Source organism: Undibacterium sp. Ji83W, from assembly GCF_049340385.1.
Classification (GTDB): domain Bacteria; phylum Pseudomonadota; class Gammaproteobacteria; order Burkholderiales; family Burkholderiaceae_D; genus Undibacterium.
The window spans coordinates 192,969-217,309 of the sequence record NZ_JBMPOZ010000009.1; the positions used below are offsets into that span (position 1 = coordinate 192,969).

Annotated in this window: 20 protein-coding genes and 1 pseudogene; 16 read left to right on the top strand and 5 right to left on the bottom strand. The window is 48.2% G+C overall.

What is annotated here, in order from left to right; translation table 11 throughout:
* Nucleotides 1-15: 15 nt before the first annotated feature.
* The gene (gene trpS, locus ACO0LD_RS16705) at nt 16-1,035 is read right to left on the bottom strand and encodes a tryptophan--tRNA ligase (RefSeq protein WP_423008756.1); all 1,020 of its coding nucleotides are present in this window, start codon (nt 1,033-1,035) and stop codon (nt 16-18) included.
* 300 nt (nt 1,036-1,335) lie between these two features.
* Between trpS and hemC the strand changes: the two genes are divergently transcribed.
* The 5 genes from hemC (at nt 1,336) to ppa (ending at nt 6,133) form a co-directional block, all read left to right on the top strand.
* A complete protein-coding gene (gene hemC, locus ACO0LD_RS16710) occupies nt 1,336-2,283 on the top strand; it encodes a hydroxymethylbilane synthase (RefSeq protein ID WP_423008758.1) in 948 nt (315 codons plus the stop codon).
* 12 nt (nt 2,284-2,295) lie between these two features.
* The gene (locus ACO0LD_RS16715) at nt 2,296-3,105 is read left to right on the top strand and encodes a uroporphyrinogen-III synthase (protein WP_423008760.1); all 810 of its coding nucleotides are present in this window, start codon (nt 2,296-2,298) and stop codon (nt 3,103-3,105) included.
* Entirely contained in the window at nt 3,102-4,262 is a 1,161-nt protein-coding gene (locus ACO0LD_RS16720; protein WP_423008762.1) for a uroporphyrinogen-III C-methyltransferase, read from the top strand. Before ACO0LD_RS16715 ends, ACO0LD_RS16720 begins: the two co-directional genes overlap by 4 nt.
* Before the next feature lie 4 nt (nt 4,263-4,266).
* A complete protein-coding gene (locus ACO0LD_RS16725) occupies nt 4,267-5,463 on the top strand; it encodes a heme biosynthesis HemY N-terminal domain-containing protein (protein ID WP_423008764.1) in 1,197 nt (398 codons plus the stop codon).
* 133 nt (nt 5,464-5,596) lie between these two features.
* Nucleotides 5,597-6,133, top strand: coding sequence for an inorganic diphosphatase (gene ppa, locus ACO0LD_RS16730; RefSeq protein WP_423008765.1), 537 nt, complete (start codon nt 5,597-5,599; stop codon nt 6,131-6,133).
* A 97-nt stretch (nt 6,134-6,230) separates the two neighbouring features.
* Here the strand turns inward: ppa and ACO0LD_RS16735 are convergent, their stop codons facing one another.
* Nucleotides 6,231-7,271: a serine/threonine protein kinase gene (locus tag ACO0LD_RS16735; RefSeq protein WP_423008767.1), complete on the bottom strand. Its 1,041-nt coding sequence runs from the start codon at nt 7,269-7,271 to the stop codon at nt 6,231-6,233.
* Nucleotides 7,272-7,302: 31 nt separating this feature from the next.
* Nucleotides 7,303-8,484, bottom strand: a complete 1,182-nt coding sequence (locus ACO0LD_RS16740; RefSeq protein WP_423008769.1) for a GNAT family N-acetyltransferase — start codon at nt 8,482-8,484, stop codon at nt 7,303-7,305.
* Between the two features lie 26 nt (nt 8,485-8,510).
* Here ACO0LD_RS16740 and ACO0LD_RS16745 point away from each other — a divergent pair, with 26 nt between their 5' ends.
* From ACO0LD_RS16745 to ACO0LD_RS16755, 3 genes are read left to right on the top strand one after another with little or no spacing between them, the layout of a single operon-like run.
* Complete coding sequence (locus ACO0LD_RS16745) at nt 8,511-10,124, top strand: NAD+ synthase (protein ID WP_423008771.1); 1,614 nt, start codon at nt 8,511-8,513, stop codon at nt 10,122-10,124.
* Between the two features lie 57 nt (nt 10,125-10,181).
* Entirely contained in the window at nt 10,182-10,520 is a 339-nt protein-coding gene (locus ACO0LD_RS16750; RefSeq protein ID WP_110253085.1) for a P-II family nitrogen regulator, read from the top strand.
* 8 nt (nt 10,521-10,528) lie between these two features.
* Nucleotides 10,529-11,704 (top strand): ABC transporter substrate-binding protein, encoded by a 1,176-nt coding sequence (locus ACO0LD_RS16755; protein ID WP_423008851.1) that lies wholly within the window; start codon nt 10,529-10,531, stop codon nt 11,702-11,704.
* A gap of 70 nt (nt 11,705-11,774) precedes the next feature.
* Here ACO0LD_RS16755 and ACO0LD_RS16760 read toward each other — a convergent pair whose 3' ends face one another.
* Entirely contained in the window at nt 11,775-12,410 is a 636-nt protein-coding gene (locus ACO0LD_RS16760) for a Smr/MutS family protein (protein WP_423008773.1), read from the bottom strand.
* Nucleotides 12,411-12,433: 23 nt separating this feature from the next.
* Nucleotides 12,434-13,378, bottom strand: a complete 945-nt coding sequence (gene trxB / locus ACO0LD_RS16765; protein ID WP_423008775.1) for a thioredoxin-disulfide reductase — start codon at nt 13,376-13,378, stop codon at nt 12,434-12,436.
* A gap of 272 nt (nt 13,379-13,650) precedes the next feature.
* Between trxB and ACO0LD_RS16770 the strand changes: the two genes are divergently transcribed.
* The 8 genes and pseudogenes from ACO0LD_RS16770 to ACO0LD_RS16805 all read left to right on the top strand — a co-directional run bounded on the left by ACO0LD_RS16770 (nt 13,651) and on the right by ACO0LD_RS16805 (nt 24,098).
* Nucleotides 13,651-15,990, top strand: a complete 2,340-nt coding sequence (locus ACO0LD_RS16770) for a DNA translocase FtsK (protein ID WP_423008777.1) — start codon at nt 13,651-13,653, stop codon at nt 15,988-15,990.
* Between the two features lie 54 nt (nt 15,991-16,044).
* Entirely contained in the window at nt 16,045-16,680 is a 636-nt protein-coding gene (lolA, locus tag ACO0LD_RS16775; protein ID WP_423008853.1) for an outer membrane lipoprotein chaperone LolA, read from the top strand.
* Between the two features lie 12 nt (nt 16,681-16,692).
* A pseudogene (locus ACO0LD_RS16780) lies at nt 16,693-17,103 on the top strand (AAA family ATPase); the annotation flags it as partial.
* Between the two features lie 28 nt (nt 17,104-17,131).
* Entirely contained in the window at nt 17,132-18,454 is a 1,323-nt protein-coding gene (locus tag ACO0LD_RS16785; RefSeq protein ID WP_423008779.1) for a replication-associated recombination protein A, read from the top strand.
* Nucleotides 18,455-18,467: 13 nt separating this feature from the next.
* Complete coding sequence (locus ACO0LD_RS16790) at nt 18,468-20,324, top strand: DNA methyltransferase (protein ID WP_423008781.1); 1,857 nt, start codon at nt 18,468-18,470, stop codon at nt 20,322-20,324.
* A gap of 7 nt (nt 20,325-20,331) precedes the next feature.
* Nucleotides 20,332-22,947, top strand: coding sequence for a DEAD/DEAH box helicase family protein (locus ACO0LD_RS16795; RefSeq protein ID WP_423008783.1), 2,616 nt, complete (start codon nt 20,332-20,334; stop codon nt 22,945-22,947).
* 10 nt (nt 22,948-22,957) lie between these two features.
* Nucleotides 22,958-23,107 (top strand): hypothetical protein, encoded by a 150-nt coding sequence (locus ACO0LD_RS16800; protein ID WP_423008785.1) that lies wholly within the window; start codon nt 22,958-22,960, stop codon nt 23,105-23,107.
* A 10-nt stretch (nt 23,108-23,117) separates the two neighbouring features.
* On the top strand, nt 23,118-24,098 hold the full coding sequence (locus tag ACO0LD_RS16805) for a hypothetical protein (protein ID WP_423008787.1): 981 nt from the start codon (nt 23,118-23,120) through the stop codon (nt 24,096-24,098).
* Nucleotides 24,099-24,341 lie beyond the last annotated feature (243 nt).

A 24,341-nucleotide genomic window follows, 5' to 3' on the forward strand; every position in this document is an offset into this window, starting at 1 on the left:
AATCCCCCCCGTAGATCAGAAGTGTTTCAAGCCGATTGCTGCCCTGACTTCATCAGTCGTTTGTGCAGCGATTTCACGAGCCTTACGTGTGCCTTCCTTGAGTATTTGCAAAACTTGACCACGGTCTTTGGCAAATTCTTCACGGCGTTCACGTATCGGTTTCAGCATGTCCTGCAAGATACCTTCCAGACGGGCTTTGACGATGCTGTCACCGAGGCCACCTCGGACATAATGGTCTTTCATTTCTTGCAGGCCAGCTTTATCTTCATCGAAGGCATCGAGGTACATAAAGGCAACATTGCCTTCCAGGTGGCCAGGGTCAGCCACCCGCAGATGCAATGGGTCTGTGTAGACATTACGCACTGCTGCCTTGATTTCGGCGGGTGAAAAATTCAGGTTGATAACATTGCCCAGTGACTTGCTCATTTTGGCCTTACCATCAACACCAGGCAGGCGGCCAATTTCAGGTACCAGCGCCTGGCATTCCACCAATATCTCTTTATTTGCCAGACGGTTGAAGCGACGGACGATTTCATTGGTCTGTTCTATCATCGGTATCTGGTCTTCGCCGACCGGTACCAGGCTGGCCTTGAAGGCGCTGATATCTGCTGCCTGGCTGACAGGGTAAGTCAGAAAGCCGGCAGGGATGTCGCGCTCAAAGTTGCGCAGGGTGATCTCTTGTTTGATCGTCGGGTTGCGTTCCAGGCGCGCTACCGTGACCAGATTGAGGTAGTAGAAAGTCAATTCCGTCAATTCAGGAATTTGCGACTGTATCAAGATGGTTGATTTGGCTGGGTCTATGCCAACGGCCAGGTAATCAAGCGCCACTTCCATGACATTGTCATGGACCTTGGCTGGATTTTCCATATTATCGGTCAAAGCCTGGGCATCTGCCAGCATGATGTATTGCTCATACTGGTTCTGGAATTTGACGCGGTTGCGCAGGCTACCCACAAAATGGCCAAGGTGGAGAGGGCCGGTAGGGCGGTCGCCTGTCAGTATCAGGTGTTTTTTATCTTCGGTACCAGGGAGCATGCTAAATCCAATTGGGTGATGCGGTGAAAAATAGCTAGTATACGTAAAAAAGCCGCTGAATCATGAGCGGCATGACGTATATCAAGGCGTGTTCTAAGGCTATGATGCCGTTTTCAGGCTGACTATGTCAAGTTTGACCAGATTTGCAGTGCTTCTATCCCCATTCTGCCCCTGCATTTAATTTAATTCACTCAAAACTATCATCTTGTCATGTGAATTACTTATAAAGTCATTTCCTGCAATGATAAAATCGTGCCTGGTTTTTGTATCCAGCTTTTACAGTTGAAAGTAGCCCTTATTTTGACATCTTCAAGTTCTAAAAAATTGATTATTGCCTCACGCGAAAGCCGTTTGGCAATGTGGCAGGCAGAACATGTGCGTGACCGCCTGGCAGCGTTGTATCCTGACTGGCAGATAGAGATTCTGGGTATGACTACCCGTGGTGACCAGATACTGGACCGCGCACTCTCCAAAGTCGGCGGCAAGGGCCTGTTCGTCAAGGAGCTCGAAGTCGCCATGGCAGAAGGCCGTGCTGATCTGGCTGTACATTCTCTCAAGGACGTGCCCATGGATTTGCCTGAGGGCTTTGCCCTGGCAGCAATACTGGAGCGTGAAGACCCGCGTGATGCCTTTGTTTCCAATGACTATGCTGGCCTGGATAGTTTGCCTGCCGGTGCCGTGGTAGGTACCAGCAGTTTGCGCCGTCAGGCCCTGATTTCTGCTCGTTACCCGCATCTGGTGATACGGCCTTTGCGCGGTAATCTGGATACCCGTTTGCGCAAACTCGATAATGGCGAATATGCAGCCATCATCCTGGCCGCAGCTGGCCTTAAGCGTCTGGGCGTGCCTGAACGCATACGAGCCTGCCTGGACCCAGAGGAAAGCCTGCCAGCCGCAGGACAAGGTGCGATGGCAATAGAAATACCGGATAACCGCCCGGAGCTGCGAGCTATGCTGGCGGCTTTGAATCATACCGAGACTGCGCAGGCAGTGACGGCTGAGCGTACAGTATCCAAGGCCTTTGGTGGCAGTTGCCAAATCCCGCTGGCAGCATATGCCACAGTCAGCCAGGGACAAATGCAGATCAGGGCTATGGTTGCCACACCGGATGGTACGCGCATCGCCAGGGCAGAAGCGGTCGGTGATGCTGATAAGCCACAAGAGCTGGGATTAAAATTGGCGCAGGCCTTGTCAGCGCAGGACGCAGAAGCCATTCTGGCGGTGTGTAAAGCAGAGATCACTGAGTGACATAACACCGGCATGCAAAAAAATAAGCTCGCTAATAGAGACACGAATAGTGGCACAAATAGGGTCATACTCACCCGACCTGTCGCCCAGGCGCAGGATTTTGCCAGACAAGTAAAGGCCATGGGGCGCGATGTAGCGCATTTCCCTTTGCTGGAAATAGCAGCACTGGAAGACAATACCGCCCTGATCAAGCAATTAGGGCAATTGCAGGACTATGCCCTGATTGCCTTCGTCAGTCCGAATGCGATAGATGCTTTTTTCCAGCATCTGACGAGCTTGCCAGAAAACCTGACTTTTGCAGTCATGGGTGAAGGTAGTCGGGCAAAACTGGCTGAATATGGCGTGAATGACCAGACTGCGACCATTTTACGGCCGCGTAATGTGCTGAAGACGGATTCTGAAACCCTGCTTGCCGAATTGGATCTGGATGCCTTGCGTAGCCAGAAAGTATTGATCGTGCGCGGCGAATCTGGCAGGGAATTATTGGCCGAAGCCTTGCGCGCGCATGGCGTAGAAGTGGTGCAGGTGGCAGCTTACCGCAGAGTCAAACCTGTACTGAATGATGAAAATGAAAAGCATTTAACACAATTGCTGGAAAGTGAGAATGACTGGGTCATCACCAGTTCAGAAGCACTGCGCAATTTGTGTGACTATGTAGAGGCGCTGAAATTAAATAGTGGCGTGGCAAAAATGCAACGACAACATTTGCTGGTGCCACACAGCCGTATCGAAGAAACCGCACAATCTCTGGGGTTTCTGCACATAACCTTAACAGCTTCTGGCGACGAACAACTGCTTGTCGCGTTACAATCTCGTCTATGAGTGAACAGCAATCAAATCCCGATGCCGTCGTGACGGCAAATCCTGTCGATGCCCAGGCACGACAGCCAGCCCCAACTATACCTGCAGAAGCTGCAAAGGAACCCGGCTGGGCTAATCCCGCCTATCTGGTCTCCGGTGTGCTGGCAGTTTTACTTGCAGCTAACTGGTGGTCTTCACAAAACCAGATCAGTGGTTTGCGTGAAGAGGTCGCCAAGAGGCTGCAGACTGCGGATACCAATAGCAGCGAAACCAAGGTGTTGGCGCGCAATGTGCAAGAGACTGCCAAGGAAATCCAGTCCAAGGTTATTCTGCTGGAAGGCAAACAATCTGAAGCGCAAAGTCAACAACTGGCTCTGGAGCAGTTGTACCAGGACTTGTCCAAGAATCGCGATGACTGGGCACTGGCCGAGATTGAACAGGTACTGGCAACCGCCAGCCAGCAATTACAGCTTGCCGGTAATGTGCAAGGTGCCTTGATTGCCCTGCAAAATGCCGATGGTCGCCTGGCAAAATCAGACAAGCCACAATTTATTTCCATACGCCGCGCGATTGCCAAGGACATAGAGAGATTGAAGTCTTTGCCAGCTCTGGATTTGCCAGGTGTGGCACTGCGCCTGGATAGCGTGATTGCCCAGATTGACCATATCCCATTATGGTCCGATGAAAAATCTGTGGTATCTGCGACGCCACCAAAGGCACCGCTGCGCGTCTTGCCAAAATCTTCAGTCACTGCAAAAACAGAAAAGAAGACTGTAGACGATGTAGAAGAAATCACCTGGAGCATGCGCCTGCAGGATGGCTGGCAGAGTTTTTCGAGTGAGATGTGGAATGAAGTCAAACAGTTGATACGCGTCCGTAATGTAGAAACACCGGATGTGCTGTTGCTGACACCCTCACAATCTTATTTCGCCCGCGAAAACCTCAAGCTGCGCCTGTTGAATGCCAGACTGGCATTGTTGTCGAGGAATGAAAGTATCTTCAGAAGCGATATGATCGCCGCGCAAGATGCCATCGGCAAGTATTTTGATACCCGCGCCAAACAAACGCAGACTGTGCAAGCCTTGTTGCGCCAGGTGCAGGGCAGTAATCTGTCGATAGAAATGCCGACGCTGGGTGAGAGCCTGAATGCAGTGCGTAACTATAAAGTGAAGCCATAAGAGTATGCGTATCTTTATCCGGCTTTTGATTTTGTTTGCGCTTGCAGTTGGCCTTGCCGTGGGCGCACGTTATAACCCTGGAAATGTGGTTCTGTTCTTTCCGCCGTATCGGATAGACTTGTCCCTGAACTTCTTCCTGTTCCTGTTGCTCGTCGTTTTTGTGCTGATTTACCTGGTGATACGTGCCATCGTCACCACCAGGAAAATGCCACGCAAAGTTGCCATGTATCGCCAGAACAAGCGCGAAAAAGACAGCAACAAGGCATTGCGTGAAGCCTTGAAAGCCTTGTTTGAAGGCCGCTTCGGTCATGCTGAAAAAGCCGCCATGCGTGCGACCGATTTGCCGGACAATGCCGGTGTTGCCTCTCTTATAGGCGCGCGCGCTGCGCATCATATGAGTCAGTATGAGCGTCGTGACTCCTGGTTTGCCGGTCTTGAGCAAGACAATGTGTATAAGGTGGCGCGACTGGTCAGCATGACAGAATTGCTGGTCGATCAGCATCAGGCTGGTAAGGCCCTGGAGGCTGTGCGTGAATTGAATGCCAATGGTACCCGTCATATTCAGGTCTTGCGCTGGGCTTTGAAGGCCAATCAGCAGGCGCAGAAATGGCAGGAAGTATTGAAGCTGGTGCGCACGCTGGACAAGCACCGTGCCCTGCATCCCGCACTGTCGCAGCGTTTGCGTGAACTGGCTTATGAAGATTTGCTGACTAATCAGGGGCATGATGCCGAATCCATACGCCGGGTCTGGTATGAAATTCCTCAGGCTGACCGCAAATCTGCCTTTATCGCGTTTACTGCGGCGACGGCTTTCAATTCGCACGGCTTATTTGATGATGCTCGCGGCATAGTCGAAAAAGCACTGTCAGAAGAGTGGGATGAGCGTCTCATGCGCGCCTATCGTGATGCGGCCGCTTCAGAGGGTTCGGCTGCCTTGTTGTCACAAATTGAACATTGTGAAAAATGGTCAGAACAGCATCCTACTGACCCTGAACTGGCGTTGACGCTTGGTACACTATGCCTGCGCCAGAAATTATGGGGCAAGGCACAAAGACATATGGAGCAAGCCCTGTCAGATGCAGTTGATCCGCGCACTGTGCGCGAAGCTAACCTGAAGCTGGCGCAGTTGCATGAGGCCCTTGGACAGGCAGAAGAAGCTGCCAGCCATTATCGCCAATGTGCCATGGCAACCATGTTATGAGGGAGCGGATTGTATAGAGCGACTGCAAGCTAATTGTAATGATGCCCTGTTGCGGCGCACAATTTTGCCTTGAAAAACTATATAATCCCGTGCAACCCATTTCTTCTATTGATACTTATACAGAAAGTGCAAGATGAGCTTGAATAAAGTACCAGCAGGTCGTGATCTGCCAAATGACTTCAACGTTATTATCGAAATCCCTATGAATGGTGATCCGATCAAGTATGAAGTCGACAAAGACACAGGCGCCCTTTTTGTTGACCGTTTCATGGGTACTGCCATGCATTATCCTTGCAACTATGGTTATGTGCCGCAAACGCTGGCTGGTGATGGTGACCCGGTTGACGTTCTGGTTATCACGCCTTTCCCGCTGATCCCTGGCGTGGTGGTGCGTTGCCGTCCTATCGGCATATTGAAAATGACAGATGAAGCTGGTAACGATGCGAAAGTATTGGCCGTTCCAGTAGACAAGATTTTGCCTATCTATACACACTGGCAAAAACCTGAAGATCTGAACGAATTGCGCCTGCGCCAGATCCAGCATTTCTTTGAACACTATAAAGATCTGGAAAAAGGCAAATGGGTTAAAGTTGAAGGCTGGGGCGGCCCTGAAGATGCCAAAGCGGAAATTTTGGCTGGTGTAGAGAATTTCAAAAAAGCTGAAGCATAAAAGCTGAACGGTTTTTAAAACAAAAAAGGTGCGATTTTAAATCGCACCTTTTTTTGTTTTTGCTGGCTGATTAAGGGAGTCAAACTGTTTCCAGTACCTATATCCTGTGCATCAGGTATGCAGCTACACCAACAAGAGCAGCGATCAAGGCTGCCCAGCTCAGCCATGATACTTTGTGCGAGTTATCATCATTTTTGTAGTCACTCGTATCGCTGCCTTGCTTTTGACGTTTGCGTTTGAGTTTCCTGTCGCGTTCAAGGAATTTTTCCAGTGCGGACGACATTTCAGCAGCGCTTTCATAACGTGCTGCCGGATCTTTCTGCATGGCCTTCATGACAATTTTAGAAAGGGAATCCGGTATGCTGGGGCTGATTTCTGAAGGATATTTCGCTACTTTATTTACAATCTGTTGCAATAATTTGTCTACATCTTGCGACTGAAATGGCTTTTGACCAGTCAGCATTTCATACATGACGGTGCCAAGCGAATACACATCTGTCAAGGCATTGACTGGTTTGCCATTGGCCTGCTCTGGCGACATGTAGTTGGGCGTGCCAAGAATATTATTGTTGAACAGGGTATGCGCCTGCTCCCTGGTTTCATCGAGTACGCGATTAGGTGCGCGGGCGATACCAAAATCCACCACCTTGGGCTGCTGGTTGGGTAAAACAAAAATGTTGGCAGGCTTGATGTCACGGTGTATCACACCATTGGTATGGGCGTAGGCGAGAGCATCAGCTATCTTTTGTATGATGTTAGCTGTCTCAATGATGTCGAATTGCTTGCCATCTGCCAATATATGCCGCAAATCCTTACCCTGAAGGAATTCCATCGCGATAAATGTCGTGCCGCCTTCACTGGAGGCATCAAATATGGTCACAATATTTGGATGGGATAACCTGCCAGCGGCACGTGCTTCATTGATAAATTGCTGTTCGCGCTGTTTCTTGTCGGCAGCATTGTTGCCAGCACTAAATATTTTAATGGCGACATCGCGGTCTATGACAGGGTCGTGCCCCAGATACACGGCACCATTGGAGCCCATGCCAAGACGCTCGCTCAGATAAAAGCGCCCTACGCGTTTGCTTGGCAATGCAGCGGGTGGTGCATTTGGTGTCGAGAGAAAGTTATTTTGCATGGCGACAGGATGCCTTGAACGAAGCAAAATTTCAAGTAGGGCTTACTTCATTGTGTTTCAGCGTTTTGTAAGGTGTATGTTCGAGCAAGTCATTTAAATATAGTTCAATATCTTGTGTTTCACGTACAAGGAAATTTGATACTGCGTCAAAAAATTCTGGATGACTCAAGTAATGTGCCGACCAAGTTGTGGTTGGCAGAAAGCCGCGTGCCATTTTGTGCTCGCCTTGTGCTCCACCTTCGAAAATCGCAATCTTTTCCTGTATGCAGAAATCGATGGATTGGTAATACGCTGTTTCAAAATGCAGGCAGGGATGCGTTTCCAGGCAACCCCAGTAGCGGCCATACACGCGTTGCTCATCATGAATGAGCAGGGATGCGGCGATCTTATTGTCGTCTCGCAATGCAATAATAAGATGGATGTTTTCTGGCATGGCGCGACCTATGCGCAAGAAAAAATCCAGATTCAAGTATGGCGTTGAATGATGTTCTTCATAAGTCTGGTCATAACAGCTTTTGAAAAAACGCCAATCGTCTTCTTGTATGTCTTTGCCACGCACATGCTGGAACTGTATGCCGGCATCCTGCACTTTCCTGCGCTCGGCACGAATATTCTTGCGTTTTTTCTTGTCAAGAGTGTCCAGGAAATCATCAAAGCACTGGTAATCCTGATTTTCCCAGTGAAACTGCACACCTTTGCGTAAAAGGTAGCCTTCTTCACTCAACAGTAGTGCCTGATCTTCTGGCAAGAACAGCAAATGGCTGGAAGAATACTCACCTGCCTGCTGTAACTCTTGCAGGGCAGCGATCAAGGCGCGTTGTGCTGCAGTATTGCGTGCCAGCAGGCGGCTGCCTGTAATGGGAGTAAAAGGAATGGCGGACAATAGCTTGGGATAATAATCATGACCATGTCGCTCAAAAGCCCTGGCCCATGCCCAGTCAAACACATATTCACCGTAAGAATGTGTTTTCTCATACAGTGGCAGTGCGGCTTCGAGTTGTTCACCATCCCAGATAGTAATAAAACAGCTTTGCCAGCCAGTTTTTTCTGCGGCAGAACCTGACTCTTCCATTGCGCTCAAAAATGCATAAGACAAAAATGGATTCGCAAGTACCTGGTCTGCAACCAGGCTATCCCATGATGATTGCGCTATCTCACTCAGTGAAGTAACGATACGCATGCGATAATGTGGGGCTGGAGATTCAGATTTCATTTTCGATTTAATACAGATTTGCAAATATGACCGTAAAAGTTGCCATTGCCCAGATGAATAGTGTTGTCGGTGATCTTGCCGGGAATGCTGCACAGATCACAGAATATGCCCGCCGCGCCGCAGAGCAGGGCGCAGACATACTTGTCACGCCGGAATTATCCCTGGTGGGTTATCCGCCAGAAGACTTATTGCTGCGCCAGGCGTTTTATCTGGAAACCGCTACCGCGCTTGATACCTTAAAGAAACAGCTTACGCTATTTCCCGGCCTTGCGGTTTTGGTCGGTCACCCTGGTGAGGTAGAGGGTAAACGGTATAATGCAGTTTCCGTGTTGCAAGATGGTGCAATATTAGCCAGTTATTTTAAGCGTGATTTGCCAAATGATATGGTGTTTGATGAAAAACGCTATTTTTCATCGGGTAATCAGGCTTGTGTATTCGCTATCAAGGGCGTGAATTTCGGCATCAACATCTGTGAAGATACCTGGCTGCCAGATGCGCCTGCACAGGCCCGACAAGCGGGGGCAGAAGTGCTGCTGGTGCCAAATGGCTCTCCCTATCATATGGGTAAGCAGCATCAGCGCTATGACGTCATGCGCGCCAATGTGATTTCCCAGGGCTTGTCCCTGGTGTATGCCAATCTTGTGGGTGGTCAGGACGAATTGATTTTTGACGGTAATTCCTTTGTCATGGATACGCAAGGCCAGATCTGTGCACAGTTAAAACATTGCGAAGCTGATTTGCAATTGGTGGAATTTGACGGCGCGCAGCCTTTGAGTGGCCGCGTGGAATCAGCTTTGCCGCTGGAGGCAGAGGTGTATCAGGCGCTGGTCATGGGCGTGCGTGATTACGTAGGCAAGAACGGTTTCCCCAGTGTTTTGCTGGGCTTGTCAGGTGGTGTTGATTCTGCCCTGGTGCTGGCAATTGCAGTGGATGCCCTCGGTGCAGACAAGGTCAGGGCGATCATGATGCCCTCACCCTATACTGCCGATATTTCATGGCTGGATTCGCGTGATATGGTGGCACGCATAGGTGTGCGCTACGATGAAATCGCCATCAGCGATTGCTTCAGCGCATTCCGTTCTACCCTGAGCCAGGAATTTGCTGGCTTGAAGGAAGATACCACCGAAGAAAATATACAGGCCAGGATACGTGGCACACTGTTGATGGCCTTGTCGAACAAATATGGTTCCATCGTTTTGACGACGGGTAACAAGAGTGAGATGGCGGTTGGTTACTGTACTTTGTATGGTGACATGGCAGGTGGTTTTGCCGTCATCAAGGACATTGCCAAAACCCTGGTGTACCGCCTGTGTGCCTATCGCAATACCCTGTCAGCCGTAATACCCGAGCGGATACTGACGAGGGCGCCATCAGCTGAATTGCGACCTGATCAAAAAGACCAGGATTCTTTGCCGCCCTATGACATTCTGGACGGCATCATGGCCATGTATATGGAAGAAAATCAGGCGCGTGCCGATATTGTCGCAGCTGGTTATAAGGCCGAAGACGTGGAGCGCATCACGCGCCTGATCAAAATTAATGAGTACAAGCGGCGTCAAGCGCCCATAGGTATCAGGATTACTCATCGCGCTTTTGGGCGTGACTGGCGTTATCCTATTACTTCGAAGTTCAGAGACTAGTTTGGTTCGTATTAATTATATTAACCGTAATAACTGTAATTATTCAAGGAGAGGGAAATGAAACAGATTACCGCTATCATCAAACCATTCAAACTCGACGAAGTCCGTGAAGCTCTGGCTGACGTTGGCGTCACCGGCTTGACTGTGGTTGAGGTAAAAGGTTTTGGCCGTCAAAAGGGTCACACTGAGTTGTATCGTGGCGCTGAATACGTGGTCGATTTTTTGCCCAAGATAAAGGTAGAAGTCGTCGTGGACGACAAAATTGCCGACAATGTAGTCGACGCGATTATTAAGGCAGCCCATACCGGCAAGATTGGTGATGGGAAGATTTTTGTACAAAATGTTGAGCAGGTGATACGTATTCGTACTGGCGAGACGGGACCTGATGCGGTTTAAATATGATGATGTTAAAGCAGTTGGCAGTAATTGAATTTGTTGGTGTTTCAAAAGCAAAAGCAAAAATAGGGGTGGCACTGGTGTTGATGGCGATGGCAAATGCCCAAGCCGAAACCGGTGTCACAGATAGAAAAATTTTACTGGGGCAGTCGGCTGCATTTTCTGGCCCTGCAGCACAACTTGGCCTGCAGTTGTATTCAGGTGCCAAGGTTTATTTTGATCAGGTCAATGCTACCGGTGGTGTGTATGGTCGCAAGATTGAAATCATACAAAAGGACGATAAGTACGAAGCAGACCTTGCAGCTGCCAATACCAAGGCCTTGATAGAAAATGAAGCCGTGTTTGCCTTGTTTGGTTATGTTGGTACGGCGACCAGCAATGCAGCTTTACCGATATTCACACAGGCGAAAGTTCCTTTCTTCGCACCATACACTGGTGCTCAATCGCTGAGAGAGCCTCTCAACCGTCAGGTCTTCAATATCCGGGCAAGTTATAACGACGAGACTGAATATCTGGTCGATCGTCTCGCTAACCTGGGTACAAAAAATATCGCTGTTTTTTACCAGAATGATGCTTATGGCAAGGCGGGTCTGGCTGGGGTAGAGCTGGCGATGAAGAAAAGAAATTTGCGTATTGCGGAGACAGCGACAGTAGAAAGAAACAGTCTTGATGTGGCAACAGCGGTAGGGAAATTATTGCCCAAACGGCCAGATGCCATCATACAGATCAGCACCTATGCAGCCAGTAGTGCTCTGGTCAAAGAGATGCGCAAGGCTTCATACACAGGCATGTTCTACAATGTGTCTTTTGTCGGCAGCCAGGCGCTGGCAGATACCCTGGATAAAGATGGTGTGGGTGTCGTCATCTCTCAGGTCGTGCCATTTCCATGGTCACCGTCCATCCCGGCAGTTGCCGAGTATACGAAAAGTATGGAGAAGGCTGGAAATAAGAATCTGAACTTTTCCAGCCTGGAAGGATATCTGGCGGCCAAAGTATTTGTTGAAGGACTGAAACGTGCCGGATCTGGGTTGACCAGAGAAAAGCTGGTGTCAGCGCTGGAAACAATCAACCGCAGCAGTTATGACGCTGGTGGATTTGATGTGAACTTTTCTCCTTCCAATCATAATGGTTCAAAATATGTTGATATGACCGTTATTTCCAAGGATAAGAAGTTCCGCAATTAAGTTTGTTGTGCCTGAGCCCTGGCCTGAGTCCTTCAGGGCTCAGGTCACCTTAGTTGACAGCAAGCTGCTTTCAAGATTTCAACAGTACGATCAAGGCACCAGAGCCGCCATCAGCCGCAGTCGCCTGGCTGAATGCCAATACTTCATCTTTCTGTATCAGCCAGTTCCTGACTTTTTGCTTCAGTACCGGTTCCTTGTTGATTGATCCCAGTCCTTTGCCATGAATGATGCGCACGCAACGTGTGCCATTGCGCATGCATTTGCGCAGGAATTCTCCCAGACTATCCCTGGCTTCATCGCGGCGCAGGCCATGCAGGTCAAGTTGTGCCTGTATGACCCAGTGGCCTTTACGCAGCTTCCTGACCACATCCTGGCCTACACCTGATCTGGTGTAACTCAGGTTTTCATCGGTTTCCAGCAGTGAGTCAGCATCGAACTCATCTGATAAAGATTCCTGGAGCGCTGCCTGCTCATCAGCAATGTGTTGAAAGGGCAGGGGTTGAAGGCGCTCAGGCAGGGGCTGATGTTTCACCGCAGTTTTTAAAACCTCTACCTTGCCTACGCTGGAGCGAAAAATATTGGCCTCTTCTCTGGCTTTCTTTTCACGTTCCAGACGTTCGGTTTCAGCGCGTTGCCGGCTTTCTTCTTGTTGCTTTAATTGCTGACTGAGTGACTTCAGGTCAGCAAGGTTTTTAAAAGACGACATGCTTTACTTCCTTGACGTTTGGCTTATTCTTCCAGGAAACGCTGCGCATCCAGCGCTGCCATGCAACCTGTGCCAGCACTGGTAATGGCCTGGCGATAGATGTGGTCCTGTACGTCACCAGCCGCAAACACGCCAGGTACATTGGTGGCCGTTGCCATGCCTTCAGTACCGGTACGGGTTTTGATATAGCCATTCTTCATGTCCAGCTGGCCATCAAAAATGCTGGTATTTGGCTTGTGGCCAATCGCAATGAAAACGCCGTGCACAGTGATAGGGCTAACTGTTCCATCTGCATCTTTGACATTGATACCAGTCACGCCAGATTCATCACCGATCACTTCATCGAGCGTATGGTTCCATTTGACTTCGATCTTGCCTTCAGCCACCTTGGCCATCAGGCGGTCAATCAAGATTGCTTCTGCGCGGAACTTGTCGCGACGGTGGATGACAGTAACCTTGCTGGCGATGTTTGACAGATACAGGGCTTCCTCCACCGCCGTATTGCCACCACCGACCACTGCGACTTCCCTGCCACGGTAAAAGAAACCATCGCAAGTTGCACAGGCAGACACGCCCTTGCCCATGAAGGCTTGCTCAGATGGCAGGCCCAGGTATTGGGCGGATGCGCCAGTAGCAATGATCAGGGAGTCGCAAGTGTACTGCGCCTGATCGCCAATCAGGCGTATTGGTTTTTCATCGAGCTTGGCGGTGTGGATGTAATCAAAAATGATTTCTGTATTAAAGCGTTCTGCGTGCTGTAAAAAACGCTGCATCAGTTCTGGCCCTTGTACGCCCATAGGGTCAGCTGGCCAGTTTTCCACGTCAGTCGTGGTCATCAACTGGCCGCCTTGTTCTACACCAGTGATCAGTACAGGTTTCAGATTGGCGCGGGCAGCATACACAGCGGCGGAATAACCTGCGGGGCCAGAGCCAAGAATTAATACGCGGGCATGTTTGGGTGTGGACATAGCAGACCTGATAAAAAAGTTGATGATTAGCTGAATTGCAGATAATAGATGGCGTTTTTAATGCAAATTTCAAGTTTTTTGCTGATTTTGCATCGCTATCCTGAGGTAAGCCTGAATTATAGACTATCCTCATAGTGGTCGTCTTCCTGCCGTGGTGCGCCAGACGGGCATATCTGTTTCAACTGTTACAGTGCACTTGTTTGGCGCATACACGGCTTCATGCTATCTTGTCAGCTTTTGATAGCTGTCCGAATGAGGTTGCTCTCTGTTTTATGACTACTGGTAACGAAGCTTATACTCGAAGCAAGAAAACTGCAGCACCTGCAGCGCCACCAAACCGCTTTCTGGTTCTTTTGATGGAAGCGAAATGGATAGCCCTTGCCGCATTTTGCATTTGCCTGATACTGATCATGGCAAGTTATTCCACGCAAGACCCTGGCTGGTCGCGGTCGGTGGATATTCCACGCATACACAATATCGCTGGCAAATTTGGTGCGTGGCTATCTGACGTGCTGTTTTATGTATTTGGCATTTCAGCATGGTGGTGGTGTGTATTTGCCTGCCGCCAGGTGTGGATTTCCTATAGTAATTTGTCGCAAAGGGTGAAGCTCAATCCCGAGCCAGAGCCTGAAGTCGGCTTCCCTGAAATCCTGGTGCGTAATGTTGGATTTGGCTTGCTATTGGCTGGCAGCATGGGTCTGGAATATTTGCGCATGCACAGCCTTAAAGTGGCCTTGCCGCTGGGGCCGGGTGGGGTGCTGGGTGAATTGATCGGCAATGCCGGTTTTGCGGCGTTGGGCTTTACTGGCGCGACGCTGGCCTTGTTGCTGATGATTGCTTTAGGTATTAGCCTCTATTTCCACGTATCCTGGCTGACGATCGCAGAACGCATAGGCACTGGCATAGAATGGGCCTTTGTCTTCGTGCAAAGTAAACATGCAGATGCAGAAGACCGGCGCGCTGGCCAGACTGCCGCCGTCAAGCGTGAAGAAGTCGTGGTACAGGAAAGAGCCAAGATTGTTGAGGCCACACCAATACGCATAGAGCCGCAAGTAGTTGCGGTCCAGCGCTCAGAACGGGTAGAAAAAGAAAAGCAGGTTTCCCTGTTCAATGAACTGCCAGATACCAATTTGCCACCCTTGTCTTTGTTGGACGAACCGCCGCCGGTGCAAGAAACTGTCAGCGTACAAACCCTGGAATTCACCAGCCGTCTGATAGAAAAGAAACTCTCAGACTTTGGCGTCGATGCCAAGGTGGTGGCAGCTTACCCAGGCCCTGTGGTAACCCGCTATGAAATAGAACCGGCTACTGGCGTCAAAGGTAGCCAGATCGTCAATCTGGCGCGTGATCTGGCGCGTTCCTTGTCGCTGACATCCATACGCGTGGTCGAGACCATACCCGGCAAGAATTTTATGGGACTGGAATTACCGAATCCCAAGCGTCAGATTGTGCGCCTGACCGAAATTTTGGGTTCCAAGGTCTATAACGATAGCTCATCGAGCCTGACTGTTGCATTGGGCAAGGATATTGGCGGCCTGCCTATCTGTGCTGATCTGGCCAAGATGCCGCATTTGCTGGTGGCGGGTACTACAGGTTCTGGTAAGTCTGTAGGTATCAATGCCACAATCCTGTCGCTGCTGTACAAGTCAGATCCTAACGATGTGCGCATGATACTGATTGACCCAAAAATGCTGGAAATGTCTGTGTATGAAGGCATACCGCATTTGCTGGCACCAGTGGTGACGGATATGCGTCAGGCAGGCCATGCCCTGAACTGGGCGGTGGCAGAGATGGAGCGCCGTTATAAGCTCATGTCCAAGCTCGGTGTGCGTAATCTGGCTGGCTATAACGCCAAGATTGCCGAGGCAGCGCGCAAGGAAGTTCATATCCCCAACCCTTTCAGTTTGACGCCAGATGCGCCGGAACCCCTTGAAAAACTGCCAACCATCGTCATTATTATTGATGAGCTGGCTGATTTGATGATGGTGGTCGGTAAAAAAGTAGAAGAACTGATTGCCCGTATTGCGCAAAAAGCCCGCGCTGCAGGCTTGCATCTGATCCTGGCGACACAAAGGCCGTCAGTAGACGTGATCACTGGCCTGATCAAGGCGAATATTCCTACCCGTATCGCCTTCCAGGTCAGCAGCAAGATAGATTCACGTACCATTCTTGACCAGATGGGGGCAGAAGCCTTGCTGGGCATGGGTGACATGCTTTATATGCCGCCAGGCACAGGCTTGCCTGTCCGTGTGCATGGTGCTTTTGTCTCGGATGAAGAAGTACATCGCGTAGTTGAATATTTAAAATCGCAGGGCGAACCAAATTACATAGAAGGCATACTTGAAGGCGGTACGCTGGAAGAAGGGGGCGAGGCAAGTGGAGAGAGTGCTGGCACAGGTGGTGGTGAGGCTGATGCTTTGTATGACCAGGCAGTTGCCATCGTTCTCAAGAATCGTCGTGCCTCTATCTCGCTGGTACAAAGGCATTTACGCATAGGCTATAACCGTGCAGCCCGTTTGCTGGAACAAATGGAGCAAAGTGGTGTCGTATCTACCATGCAGTCCAACGGTAACCGCGAGATACTGGTTCCTGCCGGGAATACAGCTGAATAAAGCAACAGAATAGCAGCGACAGAATAGGATAAATCAGTGAAGAAACAATCTAACATGATGGCAAAACTGGTGGCAGGTGCCTTTGCACTTGCCATGATACCCGCATGGGCATCTGCTACTGCGGTTGATCAGTTCAAATCCTTCGTGACGAACAATAAAAGTGCCAAAGGTGAATTTACCCAACAGCAAGTCAAAATAGTCGATGGCAATCCCAAGATCAGCAAGACAGCAACAGGCAATTTCGTGTTTGCCCGCCCAGGCAAGTTTATCTGGTCATATGTCAAACCGTATGAGCAAGTCTTGCAGGCAGATGGTGACAAACTCTACATCTATGACAAAGACCTGAATCAGGTCACGATCCGTCCTCTCGGCAATTCCCTGGGCTCCAGTCCTGCAGCCATTTTATTTGGCAGTGCTGGCTCGGCCGACCTGGACAAGAATTTCAATTTCAAAGAGGTCGGTACCAAGCAGGGCCTGGAGTGGCTGGAAGCTACGCCCAAAGCCAAGGATTCACAGTTTGAAACCATAGGTATAGGCATGAAAGATGGCGTGCCTGTCGCTTTGGAATTGCACGACAATTTTGGCCAGTTTTCTACCCTGACCCTGAAGAATCTGGAAAAAAATCCTGTCTTGAAGCCTGAGCAATTCAAGTTTGTCGTGCCTGCTGGTGCCGATGTATTTCGACAGTAGTATCTAATGAATATGTTGCACAATAATTCGCGCAAAAAACCTGCCCCACTGGCAGAGCGCATGCGTCCGGCTACGCTGGATGATGTCATCGGCCAACAGCATATCCTGGGTGAGGGCAAGCCTTTGCGCGTGGCTTTCCAGTCAGGTGAACCGCATTCGATGATCTTGTGGGGCCCGCCTGGCGTAGGCAAGACTACGCTGGCGCGCCTGATGGCAGATGCTTTTCTATGTGAATTCATCGCCTTGTCGGCAGTCTTGTCAGGTATCAAGGACATACGCGAAGCGGTAGAGCGTGCCCAGATATTGCAGGCAACTTCACATCGCCGCACCATATTGTTTGTTGATGAAGTCCATCGTTTCAATAAAGCTGTCAAGTCATATATAAATCAAATAATTACGAGAGTCGTTGTGCAGTTTTTTGGGCTTCCCCATTGTTCGTTGGGGGCAAACCATGCCTGATCTGTTTGCACAAGACCCCAGTTTTCAGAACACCCCGCTCGCAGAAGCACTTCGCCCCAAGACCTTGGACGAGGTCATTGGGCAGCTGCACTTGCTGGGTCAAGGAAAACCTTTGAGACTGGCTTTCCAGTCGGGTAAACCCCATTCCATGATCTTCTGGGGGCCGCCCGGCGTTGGTAAAACGACATTGGCACGGCTCACGGCCTCGGCCTTCAAGTGTGAGTTCATCGCCTTGTCTGCCGTGTTGTCTGGTGTTAAAGACATCAGAGAAGCAATGGAACAGGCAAGGCAATATCTTGCTCAAGGCAAGAACACCATCTTGTTTGTTGACGAGATTCACAGATTTAATAAGTCCCAACAAGATGCTCTTTTGCCTCATGTTGAGTCGGGGCTTTTTACCTTTATTGGTGCGACTACTGAGAATCCTTCTTTTGAAGTTAACTCTGCTCTGCTGTCTCGTGCTCAGGTCTATGTCCTGAAGTTGCTTACAGATGACGAATTGAAACTTCTGCTCAATAGAGCTAAAGAAGAAAATGCCCTTGGCAATCTTGAGTTTGAACACAAGGCTATAGACAACATAGTTGGATATGCAGATGGAGACGCCAGAAGGTTCCTGAACCTGCTTGAACAATGCAAGACGGCTGCTGGAGCTGCTGGAGTTCAAAAGATAGATGCAGACTTTATACAGAATGCTCTGACTCTCAATGCAAGGCGTTTTGATAAAGGCGGGGACAACTTCTATGACCAGATTTCAGCCTTGCATAAGTCTGTTCGTGGTTCCCATCCTGATGCGGCACTTTATTGGCTAACACGCATGTTGGACGGTGGTGCTGATGCTCGGTATCTATCAAGAAGAATCGTTCGCATGGCTTGGGAAGACATTGGCTTGGCCGATCCAAGGGCCATGCAGATAGCCAACGATGCGGCCTTGACCTATGAGCGGCTTGGAAGCCCTGAAGGTGAGTTGGCCTTGGGGCAAGCGGTGATCTATCTAGCAATGGCAGCGAAGAGCAATGCTGGTTACAACGCCTACAACCAAGCCAAAGCCTTCGTGAAGCAGGACAATAGCCGGGAGGTTCCTGTACATCTGCGAAATGCACCAACAAAGCTCATGAAGGAATTGGGCTATGGGCATGAGTACCGTTATGCTCATGACGAACCCAATGCCTACGCTGCTGGCGAGACATACCTACCTGACGGCATTGAAGAACCTGGTTGGTATCAGCCAGTGCCAAGAGGCTTAGAGATCAAGATTGCTGAAAAGCTTGCTCTCCTGCGGAAGTGGGATGAGGAAGCAGGAAAAACTAAAAACTAGAAAGAAAATGTAAATGCAAAATCTACTTCAAGAATTGACAGATTTGCTTTCAACGGATGATCGTTTGGTATCCGAAGGCAGGCTCATGAAAAACAAAGTGGTCGAGCTTGCCCTCAACCTTGATTCATTATTGCTAAAACACCTTCTAAAAAGTGAATCATTGAAGAAGCACTTTTTTTGTGAGATTGAAGGCGTGCTGATTTTTGACAAAATCAAATTTCAGAAATTTGTTAGCAACAAGAAGTTTTTACCTGATAGCTTTACGGCATATAAGAACAAGATTGGTCTTGTTGCTGATGAAGAATATTTGAGCGAAGCCAAAGAGGTTGTGCTTGCCTGGCCTTACAAAGACTGTGTGCTGGAAGGCTCACAAGACAACGAAGATGCAAAGCGTAACGAAGTCTTTTGGAATGAAGTTCTGGCTCCTGACCAGATTGATAGATTGCTTTCGCCCAAAGCATTCACCAGGTTCAAGGTCTATGGCAAGGGCGGCGAGAGTTTGTCAAAGGAAATCAAGGATGAAGATAATTTAATCCTCAAGGGCAACAACCTGCTGGCGCTTCACAGTATCAAGAGTCGATACGCTGAAAAAGTAAACCTCATCTACATTGATCCGCCGTACAACACAAACAACGACAGCTTTAGGTATAACGATAGCTTTAGTCACTCCACATGGCTAACATTTATGAAGAGCCGTTTAGAAGTGGCAAGGAAAATGCTGCATCCAAGTGGAACTATTTGGATCACTATTGATGAGATTGAAGGTCACTATCTAAAGGTTCTCTGTGACCAAATTTTCGGCAGAGACTGTTTCGTTTCTGCAATTGCATGGCGATCTGCTGACTCTTCAAACAATGATGCGAAGCAATTCTCAGTTGATCACAATACGATTCTCGTTTATTCAAAGAAGCCGGGTTGGCTGAGTTATAGGCTTGAAAGAACAGACGAAGACAACGGCCATTATTCTAATGCCGATAACGATCCGAAAGGTCCGTGGTTCTCAGGTAATGTATCGTCTCCGAATCCACGAGAGAATCTTAAATACGACATCATTGCTCCTAACGGCAGTAAGATCGCACCTCCTAACAACGGTTGGCGTTGGTCTAAAGAGAAGGTCCAGGAATTCATCCGCACTGGGGAAATCATCTTCCCTGATGACACACGTATTCTCAAGAAGACCTATCTAGTTAATCAGAAGGGGATTGCTCCGTCCAGCATATGGGATGACTATGAAACAACAGGCCATAACCGCCAAGCGAAGTACGAACTGAAGAAGTTGTTTCCCGAATCGGAAACTGCGGACTTGTTCAAAACACCAAAGCCAGAGAGACTGCTTAAACGAGTCCTTGAGATTGGCTCTCAAGAGGGAGACTTGGTTATGGATTTCTTCATGGGGGCGGCAACTACATGTGCGGTAGCCATGAAGATGAAACGTCGTTTCATCGGTGTAGAGCAGATGGACTATATCCAAGATGTGTCAATTGCTCGTCTTTTAAAAGTAATTCAAGGTGAACAAGGCGGTGTGTCCAAGCAGGTTGAGTGGAAGGGCGGCAGTGGGTTCATCTATTGTGAGCTTGCACGAGCCAACCAAGCCTTTGTTGAAGCCATTGAAGCGGCAGCAACAACTGAAGAGCTTGCGAAGATCTGGGTAGACATGCAGGAGAATGCATTCTTGTCCTATCGTGTCAATTCCAAGGATGTTGATGAATCCAAGGCTGATTTTGCTAACCTGAGCCTGGCTGATCAGAAGAGATTTCTTGTAGAAATTATGGACAAGAATATGCTCTATGTTCCCATATCCGAGATTGATGATCAGGCATATGCCATCCCAGAAACGGAAAAGGCATTGAACAAAAAATTCTTCGATTGAGGACAATATGGCTGAGATAAAAACCCTCTCCCAAGTCCTCATAGAAGAACTTGGGAAACGAACAATTGAAGGAACGAAGTTGCCAGAGTCCATTACTGGCAACCTGAACCCTCAATTTCCAACGCGCTCTTATCAAGAGCGAGCCTTCAAGTTTTTTTTGAACTACTGGCAAGAAGCTTTTGATGGAAAGCCTCGTCAAAATCATCAACTACTGTTCCATATGGCAACGGGTAGCGGTAAAACTCTGATGATGGCTGGGCTTATTGCATATCTGTATGAGAAGGGTTATCGTAACTTCCTGTTCTTCGTCAATAATAGCAACATCATTGAGAAGACGAGGGATAATTTCCTTAATGCCACTTCAAAGAAATACTTGTTCTCCGACACCATCAGTTTTGGAGACACGCGAGTGGCCATCAAGGAAGTGGATAATTTCCAAGGTGCGAATGGTGACGATATAAATATCGTATTTTCTACCATTCAGGGCTTGCACATGGCTTTGAATACTCCAAGGGAGAACAGTCTTACCTATGATGACTTTGAGGATCAGAAGATTGTTCTGATTTCAGATGAGGCTCACCATATAAATTCTGATACGAAAAAGGGCAAGGAAGTAGATCAGGAAGAACTATTTGAGATAGTCTCGTGGGAAGGAACAGTCGAACGGATTTTCCGTGCCAATCCTTCCAATGTGCTGCTTGAATTCACGGCTACAGTGGATTTCAGCGATGAAAATCTGAATGCCAAGTATCAACCCAAGCTCATCTTTGACTACCCGTTGAAGGAGTTCCGCAAGGACGGCTACTCCAAGGAAGTCAAGGTTCTTCAGGCGGACCTGTCACCCATTGACAGAGCCCTCCAAGCTATCTTGCTGAATCAGTATCGTCGCAAGATTTTTGAGAAGAACAGGCAGCACATTAAGCCTGTGATCCTCTTCAAATCGAAGACCATTAAGGATAGCCAATCCTTCCTGGAAGAGTTCAAGGAGGCGGTGAAGAAGCTGAAAGCTGAATCCCTTGAGGCAATCAAGAGCCGTAGCAGTGAGCCGGTGGTCCTCAAAATCTTTGACTATCTTGCTGCCAACAAGATCAGTCTTGAGAATTTGATTGCAGAACTGAAAGAAGACTTTTCAGAGGAAAAGCTTATTTCAGTGAATAGCAAGGAAGAAAGCGAGGTCAAGCAGATGGCAGTCAACTCGTTGGAAACTAACGAGTATAGGGCTGTCTTTGCTGTGGATAAATTGAATGAAGGTTGGGACGTTCTCAACCTCTTTGACATTGTTCGCCTGTATGACACGCGAGATGGCAAAGGGGGAAAGATCGGTAAGACTACCATGAGCGAAGCCCAATTGATTGGGCGTGGTGCTCGTTACTGTCCCTTCCAGCTAACCGGCGATCAACCGTTGTTTGGTCGGAAGTATGATTCAGATTTGGAAAACGAACTTCGTATCTGCGAAGAGTTGTTCTATCACAGTGCGTACAATCCAAAATACATTCAAGAGTTAAATACAGCCCTGCAAGAAATTGGTCTGAAGCCGAAGGAGACGAGAGAGAGGAAAGTTCATCTCAAAAAATCATTCAAGGATACCTCCTTGTATAAGGCAGGACATATCTTCTTGAATGAACGAGATAAATACAGTCGAGAAGACATTGAGGGGCTGGATAGTAGCAGCATCAATCAAACCCACAAGGTTTCTCTTCGCACTGGCTACACCAAGAGTTTTGTCGCCTTTGATGCTCCCGACAGGGATAAAGGTGCTGACAAATTAAGCGTAGATTATTCATTGAGGGATTTTGGTGCAGCTATCGTTCGCAAGGCTATTCAGAGGATAGAGTTTTATGAATTCTCTAATCTAAAGATGTATTTGCCAAAGCTGAATTCAGTCCAGGAGTTCATTGCTTCAAATAAATATCTTGGTTTGGTTAAGGTGGAAGTTTCTGGGTTGCCTGAACAGATCAAGAGTCTGAGCCCTGATGAAAAACTTGATGCGACAATTCAGGTACTGGCGGTTATTTCTGAGGTGATTGCTTCGGACAAGATTGAGTACAAGGGAAGTAAGAAGTTTTCGCCTCGTATGGTCCGAGATGTGTTCAGTGATAAGACTCTGAACTTCATGGTGGATGATGGTGGGGACAAGGAGTTTGGCCGGTCAATGAATGACCCGGCAGAGACTGCTTATCACTTGGATCTCAGTACCAGGGCTTGGTTTGCCTTTGACGATTGCTTTGGGACTTCGGAAGAAAAGCTGCTGATTCAGTATATTGATAAGCGGTATGCGGAACTTGCGAAGGTTTACTCTGAGGCTTACCTGATTCGGAATGAAAAGCACTTCAAGCTCTATGCTTTTGAGGACGGAAGACCTCTTGAGCCCGATTTTATTCTTTACCTGATAGGCAAAGAGAAGACGGATACGATGCATTATCAAGTCTTCATTGAGCCTAAAGGCGGTCATCTGCTGAAGGCCGACGAGTGGAAAGAGAAGTTCTTAGTGAGCATCAGAGATACCTTCCAAGTTGAGCAGCTTTTCTCCAACAAAAAATATGCGGTATGGGGGCTACCTTTCTACAACAGCACCGAACGAATGCCTGAGTTTGAAGCAGCGTTTGATGACCACTTGCTATGAGCTTTGAGACATGAAACAGAAGCTGTTGTTGATTAATCTGGAGAGTAAACACAAGGTAGACCTGTCCCCTCTGGAAGAGAGCTTTCGGGTCATCATCTTCGTCGCTGATGACGGTGAATGGATGTGTGGTGACTGTATAGCTCGCTATGCAAGATGTTAAGTTAGGTGATATGAAAATCAATGATTCAAATAGTCAAAGAATTGGACTCAGTAAAATGACGGGACAAACCTTCTTCATAGGCACCAGAAAGGCCAATGGTCAGATAAGCTCGATTTCTCGGGGGATTGATCCTATGGAGTTTATTGAGCTTTTCAAAGAAAAAGGTGAGGTCAAGGTTCTAGTTGACTATTCGCCATTGATTGAGCAGCTTCATGATCTGCATAAATCTTACAATGAGAAAGAAACTAGAGATGAATACAACTCTATGTTCAACTATTGGCAAGAAGCGAAAACCTATGAAGATAAACAGTACAGGATGTACTGCTCTTCTGTGCTGACTACCAAGGCAAGTGACTTAATCAATAAGCTTCAGCAGAAGTTGCAAAAATCCCAGAGTGATGGAGATTTAACTTGGAAGTTGAATCCCTATCAAATGCATGGAACTCACCAGATGGTTGATGCCTTCAAGATTGATGCTGAAATGTATATGGATGCATTATTGATTTATATTCATTCAAAAGCATCGGTGGAGATTAATTCATTCAAGAAAGATACTGTCTTGTCTGCTTATGGTGAGTTCTTGCAGAAACTCATTCATGAGATGTATGTGAGTATTGTTGGTAAAGGAGGGAACAACCACTCTGAATCATTTCTCAAATACCTGGCTTTTGAAAGCGCATCAGATTTTCAACAGCACATGGCATTGAGTGGGGGGGGCGAATCTCGTAGTGACTTCATTTTGCGCATAGTGCAAGAGAAGAAGCCATGTGAGTTGAATAATTGTGAAAAGGGCTATCCTATGGAGGTTGCGATTCATTATGATAATTTCTGGCCGAACTTGATGCTCATTATTGAAATGTTGAAGGAGCTCCTGTGCAAAATTCAATCTATCAATGACCTCCTGAAACTCTTGAGAGCAGGGGGTGTTGAGTGGGATGCAGATGGCACTTCAGGAGATGATCTAAAAGCCTTGTTGAAGTTGAATCAATAGCAAAAATGTCACCCTTGTATGGGTATGGATTTCAAGCCTGTTACTTATTTTGATTTGAATTCGCCACAGAAGGAAACCTACAACTTCCACAAGATTGCTACTCGGTTGCAGTTGTTGCAAAAGATCTTGATACCGCGTCACCCGTACCACGCGGGCTGGAAATAAAGATAGCAGAAAAACTCGCGTATTTGCGCAGTCTGGATGAGTAAGCCAAGTAAGCAAACTCAGTAATGCCACAGTAAA